Raw genomic sequence first — 17,962 nt, forward strand, 5'->3', positions numbered from 1 at the left:
CCGGTGCCGGTGTCAGCCGACGATCACCTTCTCCTCCGGCAGCTCGTAACGACGAGTGCGCTGCTTCAGGGCGAGCGCGGAGCCCAGCGTCAGCGGGCCGATGCGCCCGACGAACATCAGCACGCTGAGCAGCACATGCCCGGCCAGCGTGGTGTCGGCGGTGATGCCGGTGGACAGGCCGTTGGTGGAGAAGGCCGAGATCACCTCGAACAGCACCTGGTCGAGACTGTGCGGAGAGATCATCAGCATGAGCCAGGTGGAGAACGTGACCAGGATGGCGCCGATCAAGCTGATGGACAGCGCCTGACGCTGGGTGGTGGACGGCAGGCGGCGGTGGCCGATGTTGACCTGGTGCTCGCCGCGCAGCTCCGACCAGATGGCGAACACCAGGAACCCGAACGTGGTGACCTTGATCCCGCCCGCGGTGCCGGCGCTGCCGCCGCCGATGAACATCAGCACGTCGGTGAGCAGCCAGGAGGAGGGGTTCATCTGGCCGATGTCGATGGAGTTGAAGCCCCCGGAGCGTGGCATGACGGCGGCGAAGAAGGCCGCCAGCAGCTTGCCGGAATCATCCAGCGGGCCCATCGTGGCGGGGTTGTGCCACTCGATCGCCAGGAACGTCAACGTACCGCCGCCGAGGAGGACCACGCTCAAGCCGACGGTGACCCGGGTCAGGATCGACCAGCGGCCCGGATGCCGCCAGGTCCGCAGGAGTTCGAAGACCACGGGGTAGCCGAGCCCGCCGACGACGACAGCCAGTGCCACGGGCAGGCAGATCCACGGATCCGCGACGAAGCGCATCAGACTGTCGGGCCACAGGGCGAAGCCGGCATTGTTGAAGGCCGACACCGAGTGAAAGAGGCCCAGGTAGGCTGCCCGGCCGAGCGGCTCGCCGTATCCGGTGACGAAGCGGACCGTGAGGACCACCGCGACGGCGGCCTCGCAGACGATGCTGAACATCACCACCTTCCGCAGAACCCGGCGAAGGTCGGCGGCGACCACCGATTTGGTCTCCAACTGGGCCGACAGGCGGGCGCGCAGGCCGATCCGGCCCGAGATCATCACGATGATCAGCGTGGCCAGTGTCATGATGCCCAGACCGCCAACCTGGATGAGAAAGACGATCACCACCTCGCCGAACACCGACCAGTGCGTTTCGGTGTCCACCACGATCAGGCCGGTCACGCAGACGGCCGAGGTGGCGGTGAACAGCGCGGTGAGCCAGTGGGAGGAGTCGCCCTCGGTGGTGGCCAGCGGGAGGCCGAGCAGCAGCGTGCCGATCAGCACAGCGGTCCCGAATCCCACCGAGATCATCACCGCCGGGTGCCGGCCGCGGCCCGGCACCGCGGGCCGGCGCCGTGCCTTCCGGTTACCCGCCCTCGCCGGCTGCTGGGCAGCAGGCCATGAGCCACGCATCAGGGAGCCCCCGTGGAGTCGTACGGCTGAAGACGCCGCCGACCAGGCTTCCCGGCACTCCGCGCATACCGTAGCGCAGCACGGCATAGCCGCCAACCGCGCACCGTGCCACGGACGGGTATGGACGGTCAGGTGCTCATGATCGTCCACTGGTTGTTGGTGCTGCTGTTCGGCGTCCACAGGGCGACGGTGGAGCCGGCGGTGCTGTTGCCCATGCCGTCCAGGGCGGTGCCGGTGCCCCGGTTGATGATCTGGTGGCGGCCGTTGCCCGTGCTGTTGAGTCGCCACTGCTGGTTGGCGCCGCCGTTCCAGGCCGCCTGCCGGGCGTTGGCGCCGTTGGCGGTGTTGCCCCAGCTGTCGATGACCATGGCGTTGGTGCGGTTGACGATGCGGTACCAGCCGCCGCCCAGGTCCACGAGCTGCCACTGCAGGTTGGTGCTGCCGTCCCAGTTCCACTGCTTGAGGTTCGACCCGGAGGCGACGTTCCCGCCGCTGTCCAGCACCAGGCCGGTGGTCGCGTTGGTGATCCGCACGTGGCTCGCGGGCGCGGGGCCGGACCCGGTCATGCGGTACGTACGACCGGCTTGACCGGTCAGTCTGATGACGTCGTTCTCAGGTTTGGCGACGCTGACGGCATCGCCGGTCGTGGTGTCGACCACCTGGTAGGTCCCGGCGAAGATCCGGGCGCGCACGTTGACCGTCCCGCCACGGTCGAACCTCAGGAGGATCTCGGTGGCCCCGCCGGAGCTCCAGGTCGCGTCCACGGTGTGGCCGCCGCGCCCTCGGAGACCCCGTACCGTGCCGTTCGGCCAGGCCGGCGGCAGGGCCGGCAGCACGTGCAGCTCGCCGTTGTGGCTCTGCAGCAGCATCTCGGCGATGCCGGACGTGGCGCCGAAGTTGCCGTCGATCTGGAACGGCGGGTGCAGGTCGAACATGTTCGGCGCCAGCCGGGCCGTCGTCACCAGGAGGCGGAGCAGCGCGTGCGCACGAGCGCCCTCCTCCATCCGCGCCCAGTAGTTGATCTTCCAGGCCAGGGACCAGCCGGTCCCGTCGTCCCCGCGGAGTTCGAGGGTGCGCCGCGCGGCGCTGTACAGCGCCGGGGTGCCGCGCTTGGTGATCTGGTTGCCGGGATGCAGGCCGTAGAGGTGGGAGATGTGCCGGTGGGCGGGCTCGGTCTCGATCCAGTCGTACAGCCACTCCTGGATGTTGCCGCGCGAGCCGATCTTCATCGGCGGTAGCCGGTCCCGGGCGGCCAGGACCCGCGCCCGGAAGTCGGCGTCGACGCCGAGCGTCTGGGAGGCCTGGGCGCAGCCGTCGAACAGGTCGCGCAGGATCTGGTTGTCCATGGTGGGGCCGGCGCAGACGCTGACGCCCGCGTGGTGGGCCAGTTCGGGAGAGTTCGACGGGTTGGTGACCAGATACCCGAGCTGAGGTTCCTGTACGAGGGTCTCCAGGAAGAACTGCGCGGCGCCTTTCATCGCGGGGTAGTAGCGACGGAGGAACTCCAGGTCGCCGGTGAAACCGTAGTGGTCCCAGACGAGGGTGGCCAGCCACGCTCCGCCGGTCTGCCACATGCCCCAGAACGCGCCGTCGACGACCGACGTCCCCCGCCACGCGTCGGTGTTGTGATGGGTCACCCAGCCGCCGGCGTCGTACTGGACGCGGGCCGTCCGGGCGCCGCTGACCGCGAGCTCGTCGAGCATGGCGAACACCGGTTCGTAGCACTCGGACAGGTTCGTCGTGTCGGCCGGCCAGTAGTTCATCGGCAGGTTCGCGTTGATGGTGTATTTCGAGTCCCAGGCCGGGGTGAGCGAGTCGTTCCAGATGCCCTGGAGGTTGGCCGGCTGCGTGCCCGGCCGGGAGGAGGAGATCAGCAGATATCGGCCGTACTGGAACAGCAGCGCGGAGAACTGCGGGTCGTCGGTGTTCGCGTGCTGCGCGATCCGCACGTCGGTCGGCTGGTCGGCTGCCGCGGTGCGGCCCAGGTCGAGCGTGGTGCGCCCGAACAACCGCTGGTAGTCGGCGACGTGCCGGCCGCGCAGGTCGTCGTAGGTCCTGCCGGTGGCGGCGTCGAGATGGCGCCGGGCGATGCCCTGGTAGTCGCCGCCGACGTCGCGGAAGTTACGGTAACTGGTGCCGATGGAGACCAGCAGCGTCACGCTGTTGGCGGACCTGACCTGCAGGGTGCCGCCGGAGCTGCTGACGCTGCCGCCCTCGGCGACGGCCCGCGCCAGCGCCAGATAGCGGACCGAGCCGGCCACTCCCTCCATGTCGCCCGAGATGCCGTCGAGCGCGACCGTGGTCCCGTCCGGGCTGGAGCGCGTCGCCCGTTGCGGGCTGCCGAAGGTCGCGGAGAACGTGATCGAGCCCGGCCTGTCGGCGGTCAGGCGGACGGCGATCACCTGATCGGGCGCGCTCGCGAGCACCTCGCGCCGGTACCTGACGCCGTTCTGCAGATAGGACACGGCGGTGGTGGCCGTGGTGAGATCCAGATGACGGTTGTACTCCGCGACCCCGGAGGCGCTGCCGAGGCCGAGCCGCAGATCACCGACGGTCTGGTAGGCCAGCTGTCCCACCGGGTTTCCCCGCATGTTCTGGTCGATCATCGTCTGGGCCTGGCTCCACTGGTTCTGGAAGACCAGTTGCCGGATCTGGCCCAGCGCCGCCGCCCCTCGGGGGTTGCTCTGGTCGTACGGTCCGCCGGCCCAGACGGTGTCCTCGTTGAGCTGCAACCGCTCGGTGTCGACGTTGCCGAACACCATGGCGCCCAGGCGGCCGTTGCCGATCGGGAGCGCCCGCAGCCAGTCCGTGCCGGCGCTCTCGTCGTACCAGAGGGCCAGATCGTTCGCGGCGCTCACCTCCGGAGGGGGCGCCGAGGCGGCCCGGGCGGCGGCGGTCCATGCCGGCGGCAGCATGAAGGCTCCGGCTCCGGCCGCGCCGAATCTGAGGACTTGCCTTCGTGATAGATCAGACATCTCGCATCCCGTTTCCTACGGAGTGGTGGTCGGTCCCCGGCTTACGCGGGTGTCGCGCGGAGATCAGACGCGGGTCCACTTCTGGTTGGCGCCGCCGGTGCAGGTCCAGATGCGTGCCCTGGTGCCGTTGGCGGTGCCGTTGACGTCCAGGCATTTGTTCGCGCCGACCGCGGTGATGCTGCCGTCGGCGTTGAGGCGCCACTTCTGGTTGTTCTGGCCGTTGCAGTCCCAGATGATCACCGCGGTCCCGTCGGCCGTCCCGGCCCCGTTCACGTCCAGGCACTTGCCGCCGTACACCCGCAGCTCACCCGCACTGGTGGCGGTCCACTGCTGGTTCGCCTGGCCGTTGCAGTCCCAGAGCTGCGCCAGGGCGCCGTTCGCCTGGGAAGCGCCGTTGACGTCCAGGCACCGGTTCGACGCCACGCCCCGCAGCGCGCTCGTGCCGCCCGGGGGCGGGCCGTCGCCCTGCCCGACGCCCGTGCCGTTGAAGGTGACGGAGTCCAGGTCGAACGCGTTCGCGGACGGCGCCTTGAACACCACGTGGACATTGCGGGTGCCACCGGGGTCGGTGACCCGCACCGGGGACAGCGACACGTAGGTGTTCCATCCCCCGGTCGCCGGCACGGGGCTGGAGGCGAGGAGGGCCCCGGTCGGCGAGTCGGCGCGCAGTTCGATGGACGCGCCGGTGCTGGACGGCGCCGAGACGCGGAAGGACACCGTGTCGATCCCGGACAGGTTGATCGGGCTGAAGGAGATCCAGTCGTTGTTGGAGATGTCGCCGATGCGCCTGCCGCCTTCGGCTCCGGACTCGTCGATGACGCGGATGCCGGACGAGCCGGTGAAGTGCTCGGCCTGCTTGTGTTTCGGTTGCAGGGTGAGGCCGGCGGATCCCTTCAGGCCGCCGCTGTCGGTGTAGTCGGCGGACAGGACGTAGTAGACGTTGGAGGCCTCGTCATGGCCGGAGGCGGTGGTCGTGACCGTTCCGGAGCAACCGGTGTACTGGCCGGTGTCGTGGGCGTGCTGGTCATGGCCGAGCGCCGTGATCACGTTGACCTTGGTGCAGTCGGCGGCGCCGTCCTCGGCGTCGGTGACGTTCACCGTGTAGTCCACCTGGTCGCCGAAGTCGATGAACCCGCCGTCGGGCGGGGCCGAGAAGGTCACCCCGGGACGGGTGTTGCCGACGACGATGGGCACCGTGACGCTGCCCGTCTTCCCGCCGGAGTCCCGTACGGTCAGCCTGGCCGTGAAGGTGCCGTTGGCGGTGTAGGTGTGAGAGGGGTTGGCGCCGGTGGAGGTCCCGCCGTCGCCGAAGTCCCACGCGTAGGTGATCGGGTCGCCGTCGGGGTCGGTTGAGCCGGCCGAGGAGAACGCCACCACCAGCGGTGCCGTGCCCGAGTCGGGGTCGGCGCTCGCCTTGGCCAGGGGCGCGCGGTTCCCGGCCACGTAGTCGACCCGGTAGATGCTGTCATCGGTGTTCGCGTGGCCGAAGCCGTTGCCCCAGTCGGCCATGTACAGGGCGCCGTCCGGCCCGAACTTCATGTCGATCGGCGCGCGCGGGGCGATCTGCGCCACGAACGGGTTGATCTTCAGGAGGTTGCCCGAGGAGTCGAGGCGGAACTCCTTGACGAAGTTGCGGCTCCATTCGTAGAAGAACGGCGTGCCGTCGAAGTACGCGGGGAACTTCCGGTCCGAACCGCTGGCCGGGTCATGGCGGTAGAACGGGCCGCCCATCGGGGCGGCGCCGCCGCAGCAGTTGATCTCGGGGAACTGGGCCGAGGCGTGGTAGTCGTACCACACGGTCGCGGGCTTGGCCGCGGGCAGGTTGGTCAGGCCGGTGTTGTTGGGCGAGTCGTTGACCGGTGCCGAGCAGGTGAACTTCGGGCCGGAGGTGTTGGTGGCGAAGTTGTAGTCGTTGAACGGGAGGTTGTCGCCGACGCAGTACGGCCAGCCGTAGAAGCCGGGCTGCTTGATCAGGTTCCACTCGACGGTGCCCTCGGGACCGCGGCCGGGGTTCGCGGCGCCCGCGTCCGGTCCGTAGTCGCCCACCGAGATCCAGCCCGTCACCTTGTCGACCGAGAAGCGGAACGGGTTGCGGAAGCCCATCGCGTAGATCTCCGGCCGGGTCTTGGCGGTGCCGGGCGCGAACAGGTTGCCGGACGGGATCGTGTAGGTGCCGCCGGGCTCGGGGTGGATGCGCAGGATCTTGCCGCGCAGGTCGTTGGTGTTGGCGGAGGACCGCTGAGCGTCGTAGTGCTCCCGGCCGGGCCGCTCGTCGATCGGGGCGTACCCGCTGGACCCGTTGGGATTGGTGTCGTCACCCGGGCCGATGTACAGGTTCCCGCCCGGCCCGAACGCGAGGTAGCCGCCCGTGTGGCCGGGCTCGTCGACGTTGCGGTACGCCGGAACCTCGATGATCTTCTTCTCGCTGGCCAGGTCGAGGCTGGTCCCGTTGAAGGTGAACCTCGACACCCGGTTCACCTCACCGCCGTTCAACGGCGAGTAGTTGACGTAGATCCAGCCGTTGGTGGCGAAGCTCGGATCCAGCGCCAGCCCGATGCCGCCGTCCTCGCCGCCGTCGTACACCGGCAGGGTGCCGATGACGCGCGTGCCCCCGCCGTTGGCGGGGATCATGTTCACCTTGCCGGAGCGCGAGATGTAGAAGACCCTGCCGTCGGCGGCCACGTCGAGCTCCATCGGCTGGTCCGGTGCGCCGTCGAGGGTCACCTTCTGGAACCGGGCCGCGACCGTGCCGCCGCAGTCACCCGGCGCCTCGCCCGCCGCCCACCGCACGCCGCCCAGCAGGTGCTGCCGGAACAGGGGCTCCGCGTAGGAGGAGGCCTGGTGGCCCATCGCGGTGGCCCACACCCGGCCGCCCTCCGGGTTGTGACACCAGGAGATCGGGTGGTCGACGCCCATCTTGCTCGGCCCCGCGTCATACGTGGTCTCGTCCGCGGTCACCAGCACGTGCACCGAGCCCCGCATGTTCTTGTCGAAGTTGTACCACTCCTCCGCCCGCACCCACCGGTCGGGCAGCCCGGCCGTGGAGGGGTGGGCCTTGTCGGCCACCTTGGCGGTGCCCTGGAGGATCGACGAGTGCGCGGTCATGTGGGCGCCCGCCAGGACGACCTGGTCCCACCAGGGGAACTGCGTCTCGATGTTCATGTCGGTGGCGTTGTGGATCGCGACGACGCCGTGGCCGGCGCGCACGTAGGCCTGGAAGGCCTGACGCTGGGCGTCGTTGTCCCACACCATGCCGCTGGTCTGGAGCATGATCACCGCGTCGTAGGTGTTCAGGGTCGCGGGCGTGAAGACGGCGGAGTTCTCGCTGTGGTCGAGCTGGAAGTCGTGGTCGGCCGCCAGCTGCTGGAACATCGCGACACCCGCGGGGATGGAGTCGTGCCGGTAGGCGCCGCTCGCCGTCTCGGTGAACAGCAGCACCCTGAACGGCGCGGCCGCCTGCGCCACCTGCGGCGACAAGGACATCAACAGCCCTGACAGGGCTGCGACCAAGGCGGGGAACAGGCGTGATCTTCGCATGAAGGATCTCCTGGGGGGTGCCGGCAACGGGTCGGAGTCGGAGGGAGGACGTGAGGCGTCTCGCCTCGCCACAGACCCATTAAGCCTGCTTATTCAGAGTTGGGAAACCGGCCCTGTCCACCTATCCGGCGAGTGCCCATCGATAACAGCAGGTCAACGCGCCGAAGGTCGCTACCGCACCCGCTTCCACTCAGCAGGATAAGTATGAAACTTTCAATCACAGGGTCCGAAGGTAGGCGAGGCCGTCCACGGCCAGCCTGTCCTGGCTCTCCGCGAGGGGCCGCCAGACGGAGGCCGCGGTGGCGATGGTCCGGTTGTGCGCGGTGAACGACTCGATGACGAGCGGCCCCCGATAGCCGGTGTCGCGCAGGGCCCGGGAGAAGCCCGGCCAGTCGAAGCGGTCGGCTCCCGGCGTGCCGCGATCGGTGCCGCACACCTGCACGTGCGCGATGCGATCCGCCGCCAGCCGCACCGCCTGGGCGGGATCCTTCTCCTCGATGTTCATGTGGTAGACGTCGAGCGCCAGGTGGCAGTCCTCGGGCAGCGCCTCGAGCGCCTGCTCGACCGTGTTGACGAGGCTGGTCTCGTACCTGTTGAGCGGCTCGACGGCGAGCTTCACCCCGCGCTCGGCCGCATGGTCCAGGACAGGCCGCAGATGCTCGCGCAACTCGGCGTAGACCCCTCGGCGTTCGTCCGGCGAGAGCCGCCACGTACGGCCGACCGAGGCGTACGCCGGCCCCCCGATCACCGGGGAGCCGACGGTCACGGCCACGTCGACGCAGTGCCGCAGATAGTCCTGGGTGTCGCGGACGGTCCCCGGGGACGCGGCCACGAGCTCGCGCCCCGGCGGCATGACGAGCACCACGGACGCGGCCAGCCCGTGCTCGGCCAGCACAACCGCGGCCTTGTCCGGGTTCCAGTCGCCGGGCCGCTCGACGGGCAGCTCGATGACGTCGAAGCCCCACCGGGCGATGCGGGGCGCGAGCCGCGCCAGTTCGTCGTCGGTCAGCGGGGAGACCCAGACCCAGGTGTTCACTCCGATGGAGAACATGGCGTCCCTCTTCGTCGTCGGCTCGGGAGGGGGCCGATCAGCCCTTCTTCCCGCCCCAGGCCTCCGGGAACCCGGGCAGGTCCTCACAACCGCAGAGCGCGTAGTGCAGCGGCGGCATGTCGGGCTGGAGGTAGTCCGCCAGGTTGTCGCCGGTGACCTTGGGCTGCGGCAGGTTCCACCTCTCCGGCACCTCCTCGCCCTTGAGGATCTTCAGAGCGGCGATGATCGGGGTGCGCCACTGGTAGGTCGGGTACGTGGGCGCGACGGCGGTGAGACCGGCGTCCTTCCACTTCTGCAGGAAGTCCTGCTGGTCCTCGCCGTTGATCGGCGGCACCGGCAGGCCGGCGTCCTCGAACGCCTCGATCGCGGCAACCGCCGTGGCGCCCGCGTCCATCCAGACACCGTCGATCGTGCCGTGCCGCTGGATGTAGTCGCTGACGATGCTCTTGGTCTTGGCGGCGTCACCGTCGGTGAACTCCACCCCCACCACCTGGAGGCGGCTCCTGTCGAAGACCACCTTCGCCGCCGACCAGCGGGTCTCCAGCACGTCGACGCCAGGCAGTATGCGCAGCGCCAGCACCTTCCCGCCCTCCGGCACCTTCTCGGTCAGGAACTCGGCGGCGTCGGCGCCGAAGGCGTAGCCGCCGATGGGCTTGATGAACGTCACCGGGCAGTCCGTTTCCACGCCCCGGTCGAACACGATGACGGGCACCTTCGCGCAGGCGGCCGTCACGGCGGGGGTGAGCGTCGCCGTGGTGTTCGGCGAGACGATCAGCGCGTCGCAGCCCTTGGCCTGCAGCTCGGCGATGTCGGAGATCTGCTTGTCGTCCTTGCCCTCGGCGTCCAGCGCGGTGAACTCCCCGATCTCCTCGTGCAGGCCCACCTCGGCCTGCATCGTCTTCCATCCGACCTGGCGCCAGGGGTTGTTGACCGCCGCGTTGGAGAAGCACAGGTGGTACGGCCCGTCCTTCTTGTACTGTGCCGTGTCGATCATCTTCGGGTCGATGGCCTGCTCCCAGGGCTTGGCCGCGGGGCCCTGAGGTGTCTGGGAGCGCATGGCCAGCTGGGCGTCGAAATCCGCCTGTACGAAGAACTTCGACTGCGTGCCCGTGCCGGAGCCCTGAGCGCTCGTGGCGGGTGCGGCGGGTTGGGTGGTGGCCGTCGGCCTGTCGGTGGTACAGCCGGCGAGAACCAGCGCGGCCAGCACTGCGATTGCGGCCTCAGGACGCGGCATGTGCGTCTCCTCTTCGGGGGGTGGGCTTCCGGGGAAGCCGGATGGCTCCTGCCGCGACCGCGGCGATGATGATGACGCCCTGCACGGTGAACTCCAGCGCCCCGGAGATTCCGTACAGGTTGAGCAGGGTGAACAGCGCCTCCAGCGTGACGGCCCCGGCCATGGCGGCCGGCACGGAGCCGCGGCCGCCGCCGAGCGCCACGCCGCCGAGGACGACGGCGGTGATGGCGGAGAACTCCAGCCCCTGACCGACCTGGGCCGAGACGCCGGCGAAACCGCCGAGCAGGATCGCCGCGACGGCCGCCGCCAGGCCGGAGAGCATGAAAGCGAAGATCTTGACCCGGTCAACCCGGACCCCGGACAGCGCCGCGGCACGCTCGTTGTCGCCGGCGGCCATCAGCGTCTTGCCGAAGTCGGCGCGCATGAGCCGGATCGCCGCCGCGCCCATGGCCACGAGGATCAGCACCGACCACGGCACCGGCCCGAGGCCGCCGCGGCCGAAGACGCGGAAGCCCTCCGACAGCGCGCCACGCGGCGCGCCGCCGGTCCACAGGAACACCGCCCCGGACAGGATGAGCAGCATGCCGAGCGTCACGATGAACGACGGCACCCGCAGCTTGGTGGTGGCCACGCCGTTGACCAGCCCGACGAGCAGCCCGATGACGATCAGCAGGGCGAGGACCGGCCAGGTGGCGGACTCGTCGCCGTCGATGAGGCGTGCGGCGATCACCACCTCGGCCGTCACCAGTGAGCCGACCGACAGGTCGAACTCGCCGGAGACGATGACGAAATACTGCCCCGCGGCGAGGATCACCAGCGGCGCGGCCCGTTTGAGGAACGCCAGGAATCCGGCAGGCTCCAGGAAGTGGGGGTTGACCAGGGCGATCGCGGTGAGCAGCGCCACGAGGACCGCGAGGATGGGAAGGGCCCGCCTCATGCGGGCCGTCCCACGGTACGCCGGGCGTAGACGGCCACCGCGACGACGATGACCACGCCGCGGACCACGTCCTTGACGAAGGAGTTGACCTCGAGCTGGTTGAAGACGGTGTCCAGGACGGCCAGCAGCAGGACTCCGCCCACGGTTCCGGCGACGCCACCCTTGCCGCCGGCCAGCGCGGTCCCGCCGAGCACGACGGCGGCGATGGACTCGAGGTCGTAGCCGCCGTCGGTGCCCACCGTGGGGGCCCCGGCGCCGAGCCTGCTGGCCAGCAGCAGGCCCGCGATGCCAGCGCAGACGGAGCACAGCACGTGGGTGAGCACGATGACCCGGCCGGTGCGGATGCCGGACAGGCGGGCGACCTCCTCGTTCCCGCCGACCGCGTAGATGCGGTATCCGAGCCGGGTCCTGCTCAGCAGGAACCAGGCCAGCACGGCCACGCCCGCCCAGAGCAGCGCGGAGACGGGGATCGGCCCGATCCGGGAGTAGCCGAGGACCTGGAACGACTCGGGCACCTTGCCCGCGGGCCCGTCGTACAGGTGGTCGACGACGCCTTTGATGATCAGAGCGACTCCGAGCGTGGCGATGAAGGCGTGCACCCGGAGCCCGGTGATGACCAGCCCGTTGACCAGCCCCACCAGAGCGCTGATGGCCAGCACCGCGGCGACCGCCGGCCCGATGTTCCCGTCCTGGCCCGCCATGATCTCCGCCGCGACCAGCGAGGCCAGGCTGATCAGGTACGCCACCGACAGGTCGAGCGACCCGGCCAGGATCGCCAGCGTCTGCCCGATCGCCACGATGCCGAGGGCCGCGGAACGCTGCTGGATCCCGACGACGCTCTCCAGGGTGAGGAACTGGCCGCCGTCGAGCGCGACGAGGGCCCAGCCGGCCGCGACCAGGCCGAGCAGCGCGAGGAACACCACCTGCGTGGGTTCGCGCAGCCGCGTGAGCAGGGGCATTCAGGCCGCCTCTCCCGCGGCCAGACGCATGACGGCCTCCTCGGAGGCACCGGCGGGCAGCGTGCCCGCGACGCGGCCGTCGCGCAGGACGACGACGCGATCGCTCATGCCGATGAGCTCGGGCAGCTCGGAGGAGATCATCATGATGGCCATGCCGCCGTTCGCCAGTTCGCGCATCAGGTCGTGGATCGTGGCCTTGGCCCCGACGTCGACCCCTCGGGTCGGCTCGTCGAACAGCAGCACCCGCGGCGCCATCGTCAGCCACTTGACCAGCACGACCTTCTGCTGGTTGCCGCCGGACAGGTAACGGACCTCCTGTTCCCGGCGCACAGGCGAGAGGCGTACCCGTTCGAGCAGGTCACGGACGCCGGCGCGGTCGCCGGCGCCCACCGCGCGGGCGACGAGCAGGACGTTGTCGCGCACGGACTGGCGCAGCGCGAGCCCTTCGGCCTTGCGGTCCTCGGTCACGAGTCCGATGCCCAGGGCCACGCCTTCCCGGACCGAGCGCGGGCGCGACGGGGTCATCTCGCCCGTGGTGAAGGGCTCCGCGCCGAAGATCGCTCTGGCGAGCTCCGATCTGCCGGATCCCTGCAGGCCCGCGATGCCGACGATCTCCCCGGCGCGCAGTTCCAGGTCGATGTCATGGAGTCGGTGATTGCCGGCCGCTCGCAGGCTGAGGCGTACCTCGCCGGCGCCCGCCGAGCGGGGCGGGAAGTAGGTCCCGAGGTCGCGGCCCACCATCAGGCGGATCAGCTCGCCGGGGGTCACCTCACCGATCGGGAGGGTGGTGACGCGCGAGCCGTCCTTGAGCACGGTGACCCGGTCGGCGAGATCGAACACCTCGCGTAATCGGTGGGAGATGTACACGACGGCGACGCCGCGTTCCCTCAGCCGCCCGATGAGCCGGTAGAGCGACTCGACCTCGTGCTCGGCGAGCGCCGCCGTAGGCTCGTCCATGACGATGAGCCGCGCGTTCACCGACAACGCCTTGACGATCTCGACGATCTGCTGCTGGGCCACCGGCAGGCGCTTGACGGCGTCGCGCGGGCCGAAGGCCTCCTCTCCCAGCTCGTGGAGGAGCCGCGCGGTCGCCTGCTCCATGGCGGCCCGGTCGACCAGGCCGCGTCTGACGGGCTCGCGCCCGAGGAACACGTTCTCGGCGACGGTGCGCTCGGGCAGCAGGTTGAACTCCTGGTAGATGATCGCGATGCCGGAACGCCGCGCGTCGAGCGGATGGCCGAAGGAGACGGGCCGGCCGTCGAGCTCGATCGTGCCCTCGTCCGGCGCGTGCACCCCGCAGATGATCTTCATGAGAGTGGATTTGCCGGCGCCGTTCTCGCCGACGACGGCGTGGACCTCGCCGGCCGTCACGGCCAGGTCCACCCCGGACAGCACCCGCACGCCCAGGAAGCTCTTGCCGATGCCGCGCAGGCTCAGCATCCGGTCAACCGTCCCCGCCGACTTTCAGGCCTATGGCTCATGGTGCGGGATGTTAAGCGGGCTTATATCGACGGTCAAGCAAAAGATGGTCGCCAGTACGCCTTAATTGCCCGGGTTTAGGACGTGATGAACGGCCGGCGATGGCCATAGACGGCAGACCATAAGACAACGATGAGCCTACTTATGCTTGACCATCGACGAAAATACCTTTTACCATCGCGAAGACTCACCTACCGGATGCCTTCGCATGCGGGGTAGTCCCGGACACGATGGAGCTTTCATGGACAAGCTCGGTGTGTGGCTTATCGGGGCACGAGGATCCGTGGCGACCACTGCCATCGTGGGCGCCGCGGCCATCAAGGCAGGAGCGGCCTCCCCCCGTGGATGCGTGAGCGAGTCCGCCGGCTTTCCCGGGCAGCTGGTTCCGCTGACCGACCTGGTCTTCGGCGGACATGACATCGCCGAGACCTCCTTACGCAAGCGCGCCGAACAGCTGGGCAGAGCGGAGGTCATCTCACCGGACCTCCCGGGGTTGCTCGCGTCCGACCTGGAAGCCGCCGACGCCGAGATCCGGCCGGGCCACGTCCCCGGCGGCGGACCGGCCGCGACGCGACTGATCGACGACATCACCGGCTTCCGCGCCCGGCACGGGCTGGCCCGGGTGGTCGTCATCAACGTGTCGTCGACCGAGCCCCCGGTGGATCCGCGCCCGGAGTTCGAGAGGCTGGCCGACCTCGAGGAGCGGCTCGCCGCGGGCGACGACGTCCTGCCGCCGAGCTCGCTGTACGCCTACGCGGCGTTCCACGCGGGATGCGGCTATGTGGAGTTCACCCCCTCCACCGGGCCGACCCTGCCCGCCCTGGCGGAACTCGCCGCCCGGCGGGGCGTGCCGTACGCGGGGCGCGACGGCAAGACCGGCGAGACCCTGGTGAAGAGCGCCCTGGCGCCCATGTTCGCGGACCGGGCGCTCCGGGTCCGCTCCTGGTCCGGGCTCAACCTGCTCGGCGGCGGCGACGGGGCGACACTCGCCGATCCGGCCGCCAGGTCCAGCAAACAGCTCTCCAAGGACCAGGTCGTCACGAAGGTCCTGGGAGAACCCGTGGAGGGTGAGACGCACATCGACTACGTCCCGGATCTCGGGGAGTGGAAGACCGCCTGGGACCACGTGAGCTTCGAGGGCTTTCTCGGCGTCCGGATGACGCTGCAGTTCACCTGGCAGGGCTGCGATTCGGCGCTCGCCGCTCCGCTCGTCCTGGACCTGGCCCGGCTGGTCGCCCGCGCGCACGAGAAAGGGCGGCACGGCGTCCTGCCCGAGCTCGGGTACTTCTTCAAGAGCCCGCTGGGGACGGACGAGCACGCCCTGGCCGCCCAGTACGCCCGGCTGCGCGCCTTCGCCGAGGAGCTGTCATGAGGGCGCTGCTCGAACTGGTCCGCGCACCTGCCGCGCTGTCGGTGCCGGGGGACACCATCGCGGGGGCCGCCGCCGCGGGACGGCGTCCGGCACCCGGCCTGGCCCTGGCGTCGGTGCTCGTGTACTGGTCCGGAATGGCGCTCAACGACTGGGCGGACCGTGAGGCGGACGCCGTCGAGCGTCCCGAGCGTCCGATCCCGTCGGGCCGGGTCCGCCCGGGCGCCGCGCTCGGGCTCGCGACCGCCCTGACCGGCGCGGGCCTGGCCACCGCCGCCCTCGCCGGCGGCCGTCGCGGTCTCACCGTCGCCGGCCTGCTGGCCGGCGCGGTGTGGGCCTACGACCTGCGTCTCAAACGGACGGCGGCGGGACCGGCGTCGATGGCGGCCTGCCGCGTGCTCGACGTGCTTCTCGGCGCGGGCGAGCAGACCAGGGCCGCCCTGCCGGCGGCGCTGGCGATAGGCGCGCACACCTACGGGATCAGCGTCCTGGGCCGCGCCGAGGTGACGGGGGCGGCGCCCGGGACCGCCGGCCGCGCGGTCGCGGCCAGCACCGTGGCGGCCGGGCTCGCGGCCGCCTCCTGCGCGCGCGGCGGGGCCGCCGCGCGGGCCGGGGCGGGCGTCCTCATCGCCGGCTATCTCGCCTCCACCCTCCCGGTCCAGGCCGGGTTACGGACCCTTCCCGACCCCGAGAACGTACGGCGGGCCGTCCGCCTGAGCATCCTCGGCCTGATCCCGCTCCAGGCGGCGGCGGTCGCGGGCGGCGGCCGGTTCGCGACGGCGGGCGCGCTGCTGTGTTCGCTCCCCGTGGGGCGGTGGCTCTCATCCCGGCTGGCGACATCGTGAAGTGGGCCTACTGCACCAACGGATTCGCCGGCCACCGGCTCCCCGAGGCGCTCGCGGTCCTGGCCGATCTGGGGTACACGGGTGCGGCCATCACGCTCGACCACGGTCATCTCGACCCCTTCTCCCCCGGGCTGGCCGCGGAGGTGTCCAGGATCGCCGGGATCTGCGCTCGCCTCGGCCTCGGCACCGTGGTCGAGACGGGCGGGCGCTACACCCTCGATCCCTTGCGCAAACACCATCCGACCCTTATCAGCGAGGACGCCGGACGCAGAGTGGAGTTCCTGGTCATGGCGATGGGCGTCGCCGCCGACCTGGGCGCTCCCGTGGTGCATCTGTGGAGCGGCGTCCGGCCCGACGGCATGCCGGAGGCGGAGGCGTACACGCGACTGGCCCGCCAGTGCGCGCGGCTGCTCGACGAGGCCGATCGGGTGGGCGTCACGCTGGGATTCGAACCCGAACCCGGGATGCTGGTCGCCGACCTGGACGGCTACGAGCGGCTGCGGGCGATGCTCGGCGGCCATCCCCGGTTCGGTCTCACCCTCGACATCGGGCACTGTCACTGCGTGGAGCGGGAGGACCTGGACACGTGTGTCCGGCGGGCGCTGCCGTACACCGTGCACGTGCAGATCGAGGACATGCGCCGGGGAGTCCACGAGCACCTGGAGTTCGGCGAGGGTGAGATCGACTTCGTGCCGGCGCTCGCCGCTCTGCGCGGCTACCGGGGCCTGGTGGCCGTGGAACTGGCCCGGCACAGCCATGCGGCCCCGCAGGTCGCCCGCCGATCGATCGACTTCTTGAGGAGGGCACATGAAGGAGCCCGCACAGGAGTGGCAGGCCTCGGCCGTCCGGCAGGTCGAGGCTGACCCGCACGCGATCCACCGGCTCTTCCCGCAGGCCGGACGGCGGGGCGGTCCAGACGCCCGGCGCGCGCTGCTCGGCGCGCTGCGCGGCGACCCCGCGGTGATCCGAAGCCTGTACGAGGCCGGCGACAGCGGCGAGCGGCTGGCGATCCTGACCGTCCTGCACGAGCTCGACCTGGACGGCACGGCGGTCGCGCTGGTGGAGGACGCGCTTCGCACCAATGACGCGCGGCTGGTCGCCGCGGCCCTCGGCCCGTACGGCTCGGCGTGGCTGGGCGACCACTCCTTCCGGCAAGGGGTGCTCAAGTGCGTCTTCATGTCGATCCCCCTGGACGAGGTGGCCGGGCTGGACCGCCGCTTCGACGCCGAGCTGGCCCGGATGTTGTCGGACTACGCGGCCGAGCTACGGGCGGCCGGCCGCCCCGTCCCTCGTGACGTCCTGGAGAGGATCTGAATGCGCATCTTCGACCCGCACGTCCACATGACCTCCCGGACCACCGACGACTACCGGCGCATGCACGACGCGGGGGTCCGGGCCGTCGTCGAACCCGCCTTCTGGCTGGGGCAGCCCCGGACCAACGTGGGCAGCTTCCTCGACTACTTCGACGCGCTGCTCGGCTGGGAGCCCTACCGCGCCGCGCAGCACGGCATCCGCCACCACTGCGCGCTCGCGCTCAACCCCAAGGAGGCCAACGATCCGCGCTGCGCGCCGGTGCTGGCCGAGTTGCCGCGATACCTGCTGAAGGACTCCGTCGTGGCGGTCGGCGAGGTCGGCTACGACTCGATGACGGCAGAGGAGGAACGGGCGTTCGAGGCCCAGCTGGCGCTCGCCCAGGAAAATGATCTTCCGGTGCTCGTGCACACTCCGCACCGGGACAAGGCTGAGGGCACCCGCCGGACGCTCGACGTGGTGCGGGCCGCCGGGATTCCCCCCGGGCGGGTGCTCGTCGACCACCTCAACGAGTTGACCGTCGGCATGGTCGCGGACTCGGGCTGCTGGATGGGGTTCTCGATCTACCCGGACACCAAGATGGACCCGGACCGGATGGTGACCCTGCTCAAGCAGTACGGCACGGACAGGATGCTGGTGAACTCGGCCGCCGACTGGGGGCGGAGCGATCCGCTCAAGACGCGCGAGGTCGCCGACGCCATGCTCGCGGCCGGCTTCGGCGAGGACGACGTCGATCGGGTGCTGTGGCGCAACCCGGTCGGCTTCTACGGGCAGAGCGGCCGGCTCGACCTCAGTTCCGGCTCGGAATCCGGATCTGACTACGCCGGCAACACGATCAAGCGGGGCTGA

General features: G+C 70.4%; 13 protein-coding genes. 5 read left to right on the forward strand and 8 right to left on the reverse strand.

Features of this window, described 5'->3' with window-relative positions; translation table 11 throughout:
• Positions 1-12: 12 nt before the first annotated feature.
• From ABD999_RS05890 to ABD999_RS05925, 8 genes are all read right to left on the reverse strand, one after another.
• The gene (locus tag ABD999_RS05890) at positions 13-1,314 is read right to left on the reverse strand and encodes a TrkH family potassium uptake protein (protein WP_271279607.1); all 1,302 of its coding nucleotides are present in this window, start codon (positions 1,312-1,314) and stop codon (positions 13-15) included.
• 230 nt (positions 1,315-1,544) lie between these two features.
• A complete protein-coding gene (locus ABD999_RS05895; RefSeq protein ID WP_271279606.1) occupies positions 1,545-4,331 on the reverse strand; it encodes a glycosyl hydrolase family 95 catalytic domain-containing protein in 2,787 nt (928 codons plus the stop codon).
• A 123-nt stretch (positions 4,332-4,454) separates the two neighbouring features.
• The gene (locus ABD999_RS05900) at positions 4,455-7,928 is read right to left on the reverse strand and encodes a ThuA domain-containing protein (RefSeq protein ID WP_271279605.1); all 3,474 of its coding nucleotides are present in this window, start codon (positions 7,926-7,928) and stop codon (positions 4,455-4,457) included.
• 217 nt (positions 7,929-8,145) lie between these two features.
• Positions 8,146-8,979: a sugar phosphate isomerase/epimerase family protein gene (locus tag ABD999_RS05905; RefSeq protein WP_271279604.1), complete on the reverse strand. Its 834-nt coding sequence runs from the start codon at positions 8,977-8,979 to the stop codon at positions 8,146-8,148.
• Between the two features lie 37 nt (positions 8,980-9,016).
• Positions 9,017-10,213, reverse strand: coding sequence for a substrate-binding domain-containing protein (locus ABD999_RS05910; RefSeq protein ID WP_271279603.1), 1,197 nt, complete (start codon positions 10,211-10,213; stop codon positions 9,017-9,019).
• Positions 10,200-11,150, reverse strand: a complete 951-nt coding sequence (locus ABD999_RS05915) for an ABC transporter permease (RefSeq protein WP_271279602.1) — start codon at positions 11,148-11,150, stop codon at positions 10,200-10,202. The genes ABD999_RS05910 and ABD999_RS05915 overlap by 14 nt, the downstream gene beginning before the upstream one ends.
• Positions 11,147-12,109 carry an ABC transporter permease gene (locus tag ABD999_RS05920; RefSeq protein ID WP_271279601.1) on the reverse strand — a complete coding sequence of 321 codons (963 nt, stop codon included), beginning with the start codon at positions 12,107-12,109 and terminating at the stop codon, positions 11,147-11,149. The genes ABD999_RS05915 and ABD999_RS05920 overlap by 4 nt, the downstream gene beginning before the upstream one ends.
• On the reverse strand, positions 12,110-13,549 hold the full coding sequence (locus ABD999_RS05925; protein WP_271279600.1) for a sugar ABC transporter ATP-binding protein: 1,440 nt from the start codon (positions 13,547-13,549) through the stop codon (positions 12,110-12,112).
• Between the two features lie 280 nt (positions 13,550-13,829).
• On the opposite strand from ABD999_RS05925, the gene ABD999_RS05930 reads away from it, so the two are divergent.
• Genes ABD999_RS05930 through ABD999_RS05950 form a run of 5 tightly spaced genes read left to right on the forward strand, consistent with a single transcriptional unit; the run spans position 13,830 to position 17,962 of the window.
• The gene (locus ABD999_RS05930; RefSeq protein WP_271279599.1) at positions 13,830-14,960 is read left to right on the forward strand and encodes an inositol-3-phosphate synthase; all 1,131 of its coding nucleotides are present in this window, start codon (positions 13,830-13,832) and stop codon (positions 14,958-14,960) included.
• Positions 14,957-15,802, forward strand: coding sequence for an SCO3242 family prenyltransferase (locus ABD999_RS05935; RefSeq protein WP_345482604.1), 846 nt, complete (start codon positions 14,957-14,959; stop codon positions 15,800-15,802). Before ABD999_RS05930 ends, ABD999_RS05935 begins: the two co-directional genes overlap by 4 nt.
• Positions 15,772-16,665, forward strand: a complete 894-nt coding sequence (locus ABD999_RS05940) for a sugar phosphate isomerase/epimerase family protein (RefSeq protein ID WP_271277163.1) — start codon at positions 15,772-15,774, stop codon at positions 16,663-16,665. The genes ABD999_RS05935 and ABD999_RS05940 overlap by 31 nt, the downstream gene beginning before the upstream one ends.
• A complete protein-coding gene (locus ABD999_RS05945; protein WP_148032232.1) occupies positions 16,610-17,116 on the forward strand; it encodes an EboA domain-containing protein in 507 nt (168 codons plus the stop codon). The genes ABD999_RS05940 and ABD999_RS05945 overlap by 56 nt, the downstream gene beginning before the upstream one ends.
• Complete coding sequence (locus tag ABD999_RS05950; RefSeq protein WP_271277162.1) at positions 17,117-17,962, forward strand: TatD family hydrolase; 846 nt, start codon at positions 17,117-17,119, stop codon at positions 17,960-17,962.

This window comes from Nonomuraea ferruginea (assembly GCF_039540635.1).
Classification (GTDB): domain Bacteria; phylum Actinomycetota; class Actinomycetes; order Streptosporangiales; family Streptosporangiaceae; genus Nonomuraea; species Nonomuraea ferruginea.

Bases quoted from the DNA above. Each gene is read 5' to 3' on its own strand.
- ABD999_RS05890 (WP_271279607.1), bottom strand. From the start codon at position 1,314: ATGATCTCGGTGGGATTCGGGACCGCTGTGCTGATCGGCACGCTGCTG.
- ABD999_RS05895 (WP_271279606.1), bottom strand. From the start codon at position 4,331: ATGCTGCCGCCGGCATGGACCGCCGCCGCCCGGGCCGCCTCGGCGCCC.
- ABD999_RS05900 (WP_271279605.1), bottom strand. From the start codon at position 7,928: ATGCGAAGATCACGCCTGTTCCCCGCCTTGGTCGCAGCCCTGTCAGGG.
- ABD999_RS05905 (WP_271279604.1), bottom strand. From the start codon at position 8,979: ATGTTCTCCATCGGAGTGAACACCTGGGTCTGGGTCTCCCCGCTGACC.
- ABD999_RS05910 (WP_271279603.1), bottom strand. From the start codon at position 10,213: ATGCCGCGTCCTGAGGCCGCAATCGCAGTGCTGGCCGCGCTGGTTCTC.
- ABD999_RS05915 (WP_271279602.1), bottom strand. From the start codon at position 11,150: ATGAGGCGGGCCCTTCCCATCCTCGCGGTCCTCGTGGCGCTGCTCACC.
- ABD999_RS05920 (WP_271279601.1), bottom strand. From the start codon at position 12,109: ATGCCCCTGCTCACGCGGCTGCGCGAACCCACGCAGGTGGTGTTCCTC.
- ABD999_RS05925 (WP_271279600.1), bottom strand. From the start codon at position 13,549: ATGCTGAGCCTGCGCGGCATCGGCAAGAGCTTCCTGGGCGTGCGGGTG.
- ABD999_RS05930 (WP_271279599.1), top strand. From the start codon at position 13,830: ATGGACAAGCTCGGTGTGTGGCTTATCGGGGCACGAGGATCCGTGGCG.
- ABD999_RS05935 (WP_345482604.1), top strand. From the start codon at position 14,957: ATGAGGGCGCTGCTCGAACTGGTCCGCGCACCTGCCGCGCTGTCGGTG.
- ABD999_RS05945 (WP_148032232.1), top strand. From the start codon at position 16,610: ATGAAGGAGCCCGCACAGGAGTGGCAGGCCTCGGCCGTCCGGCAGGTC.
- ABD999_RS05950 (WP_271277162.1), top strand. From the start codon at position 17,117: ATGCGCATCTTCGACCCGCACGTCCACATGACCTCCCGGACCACCGAC.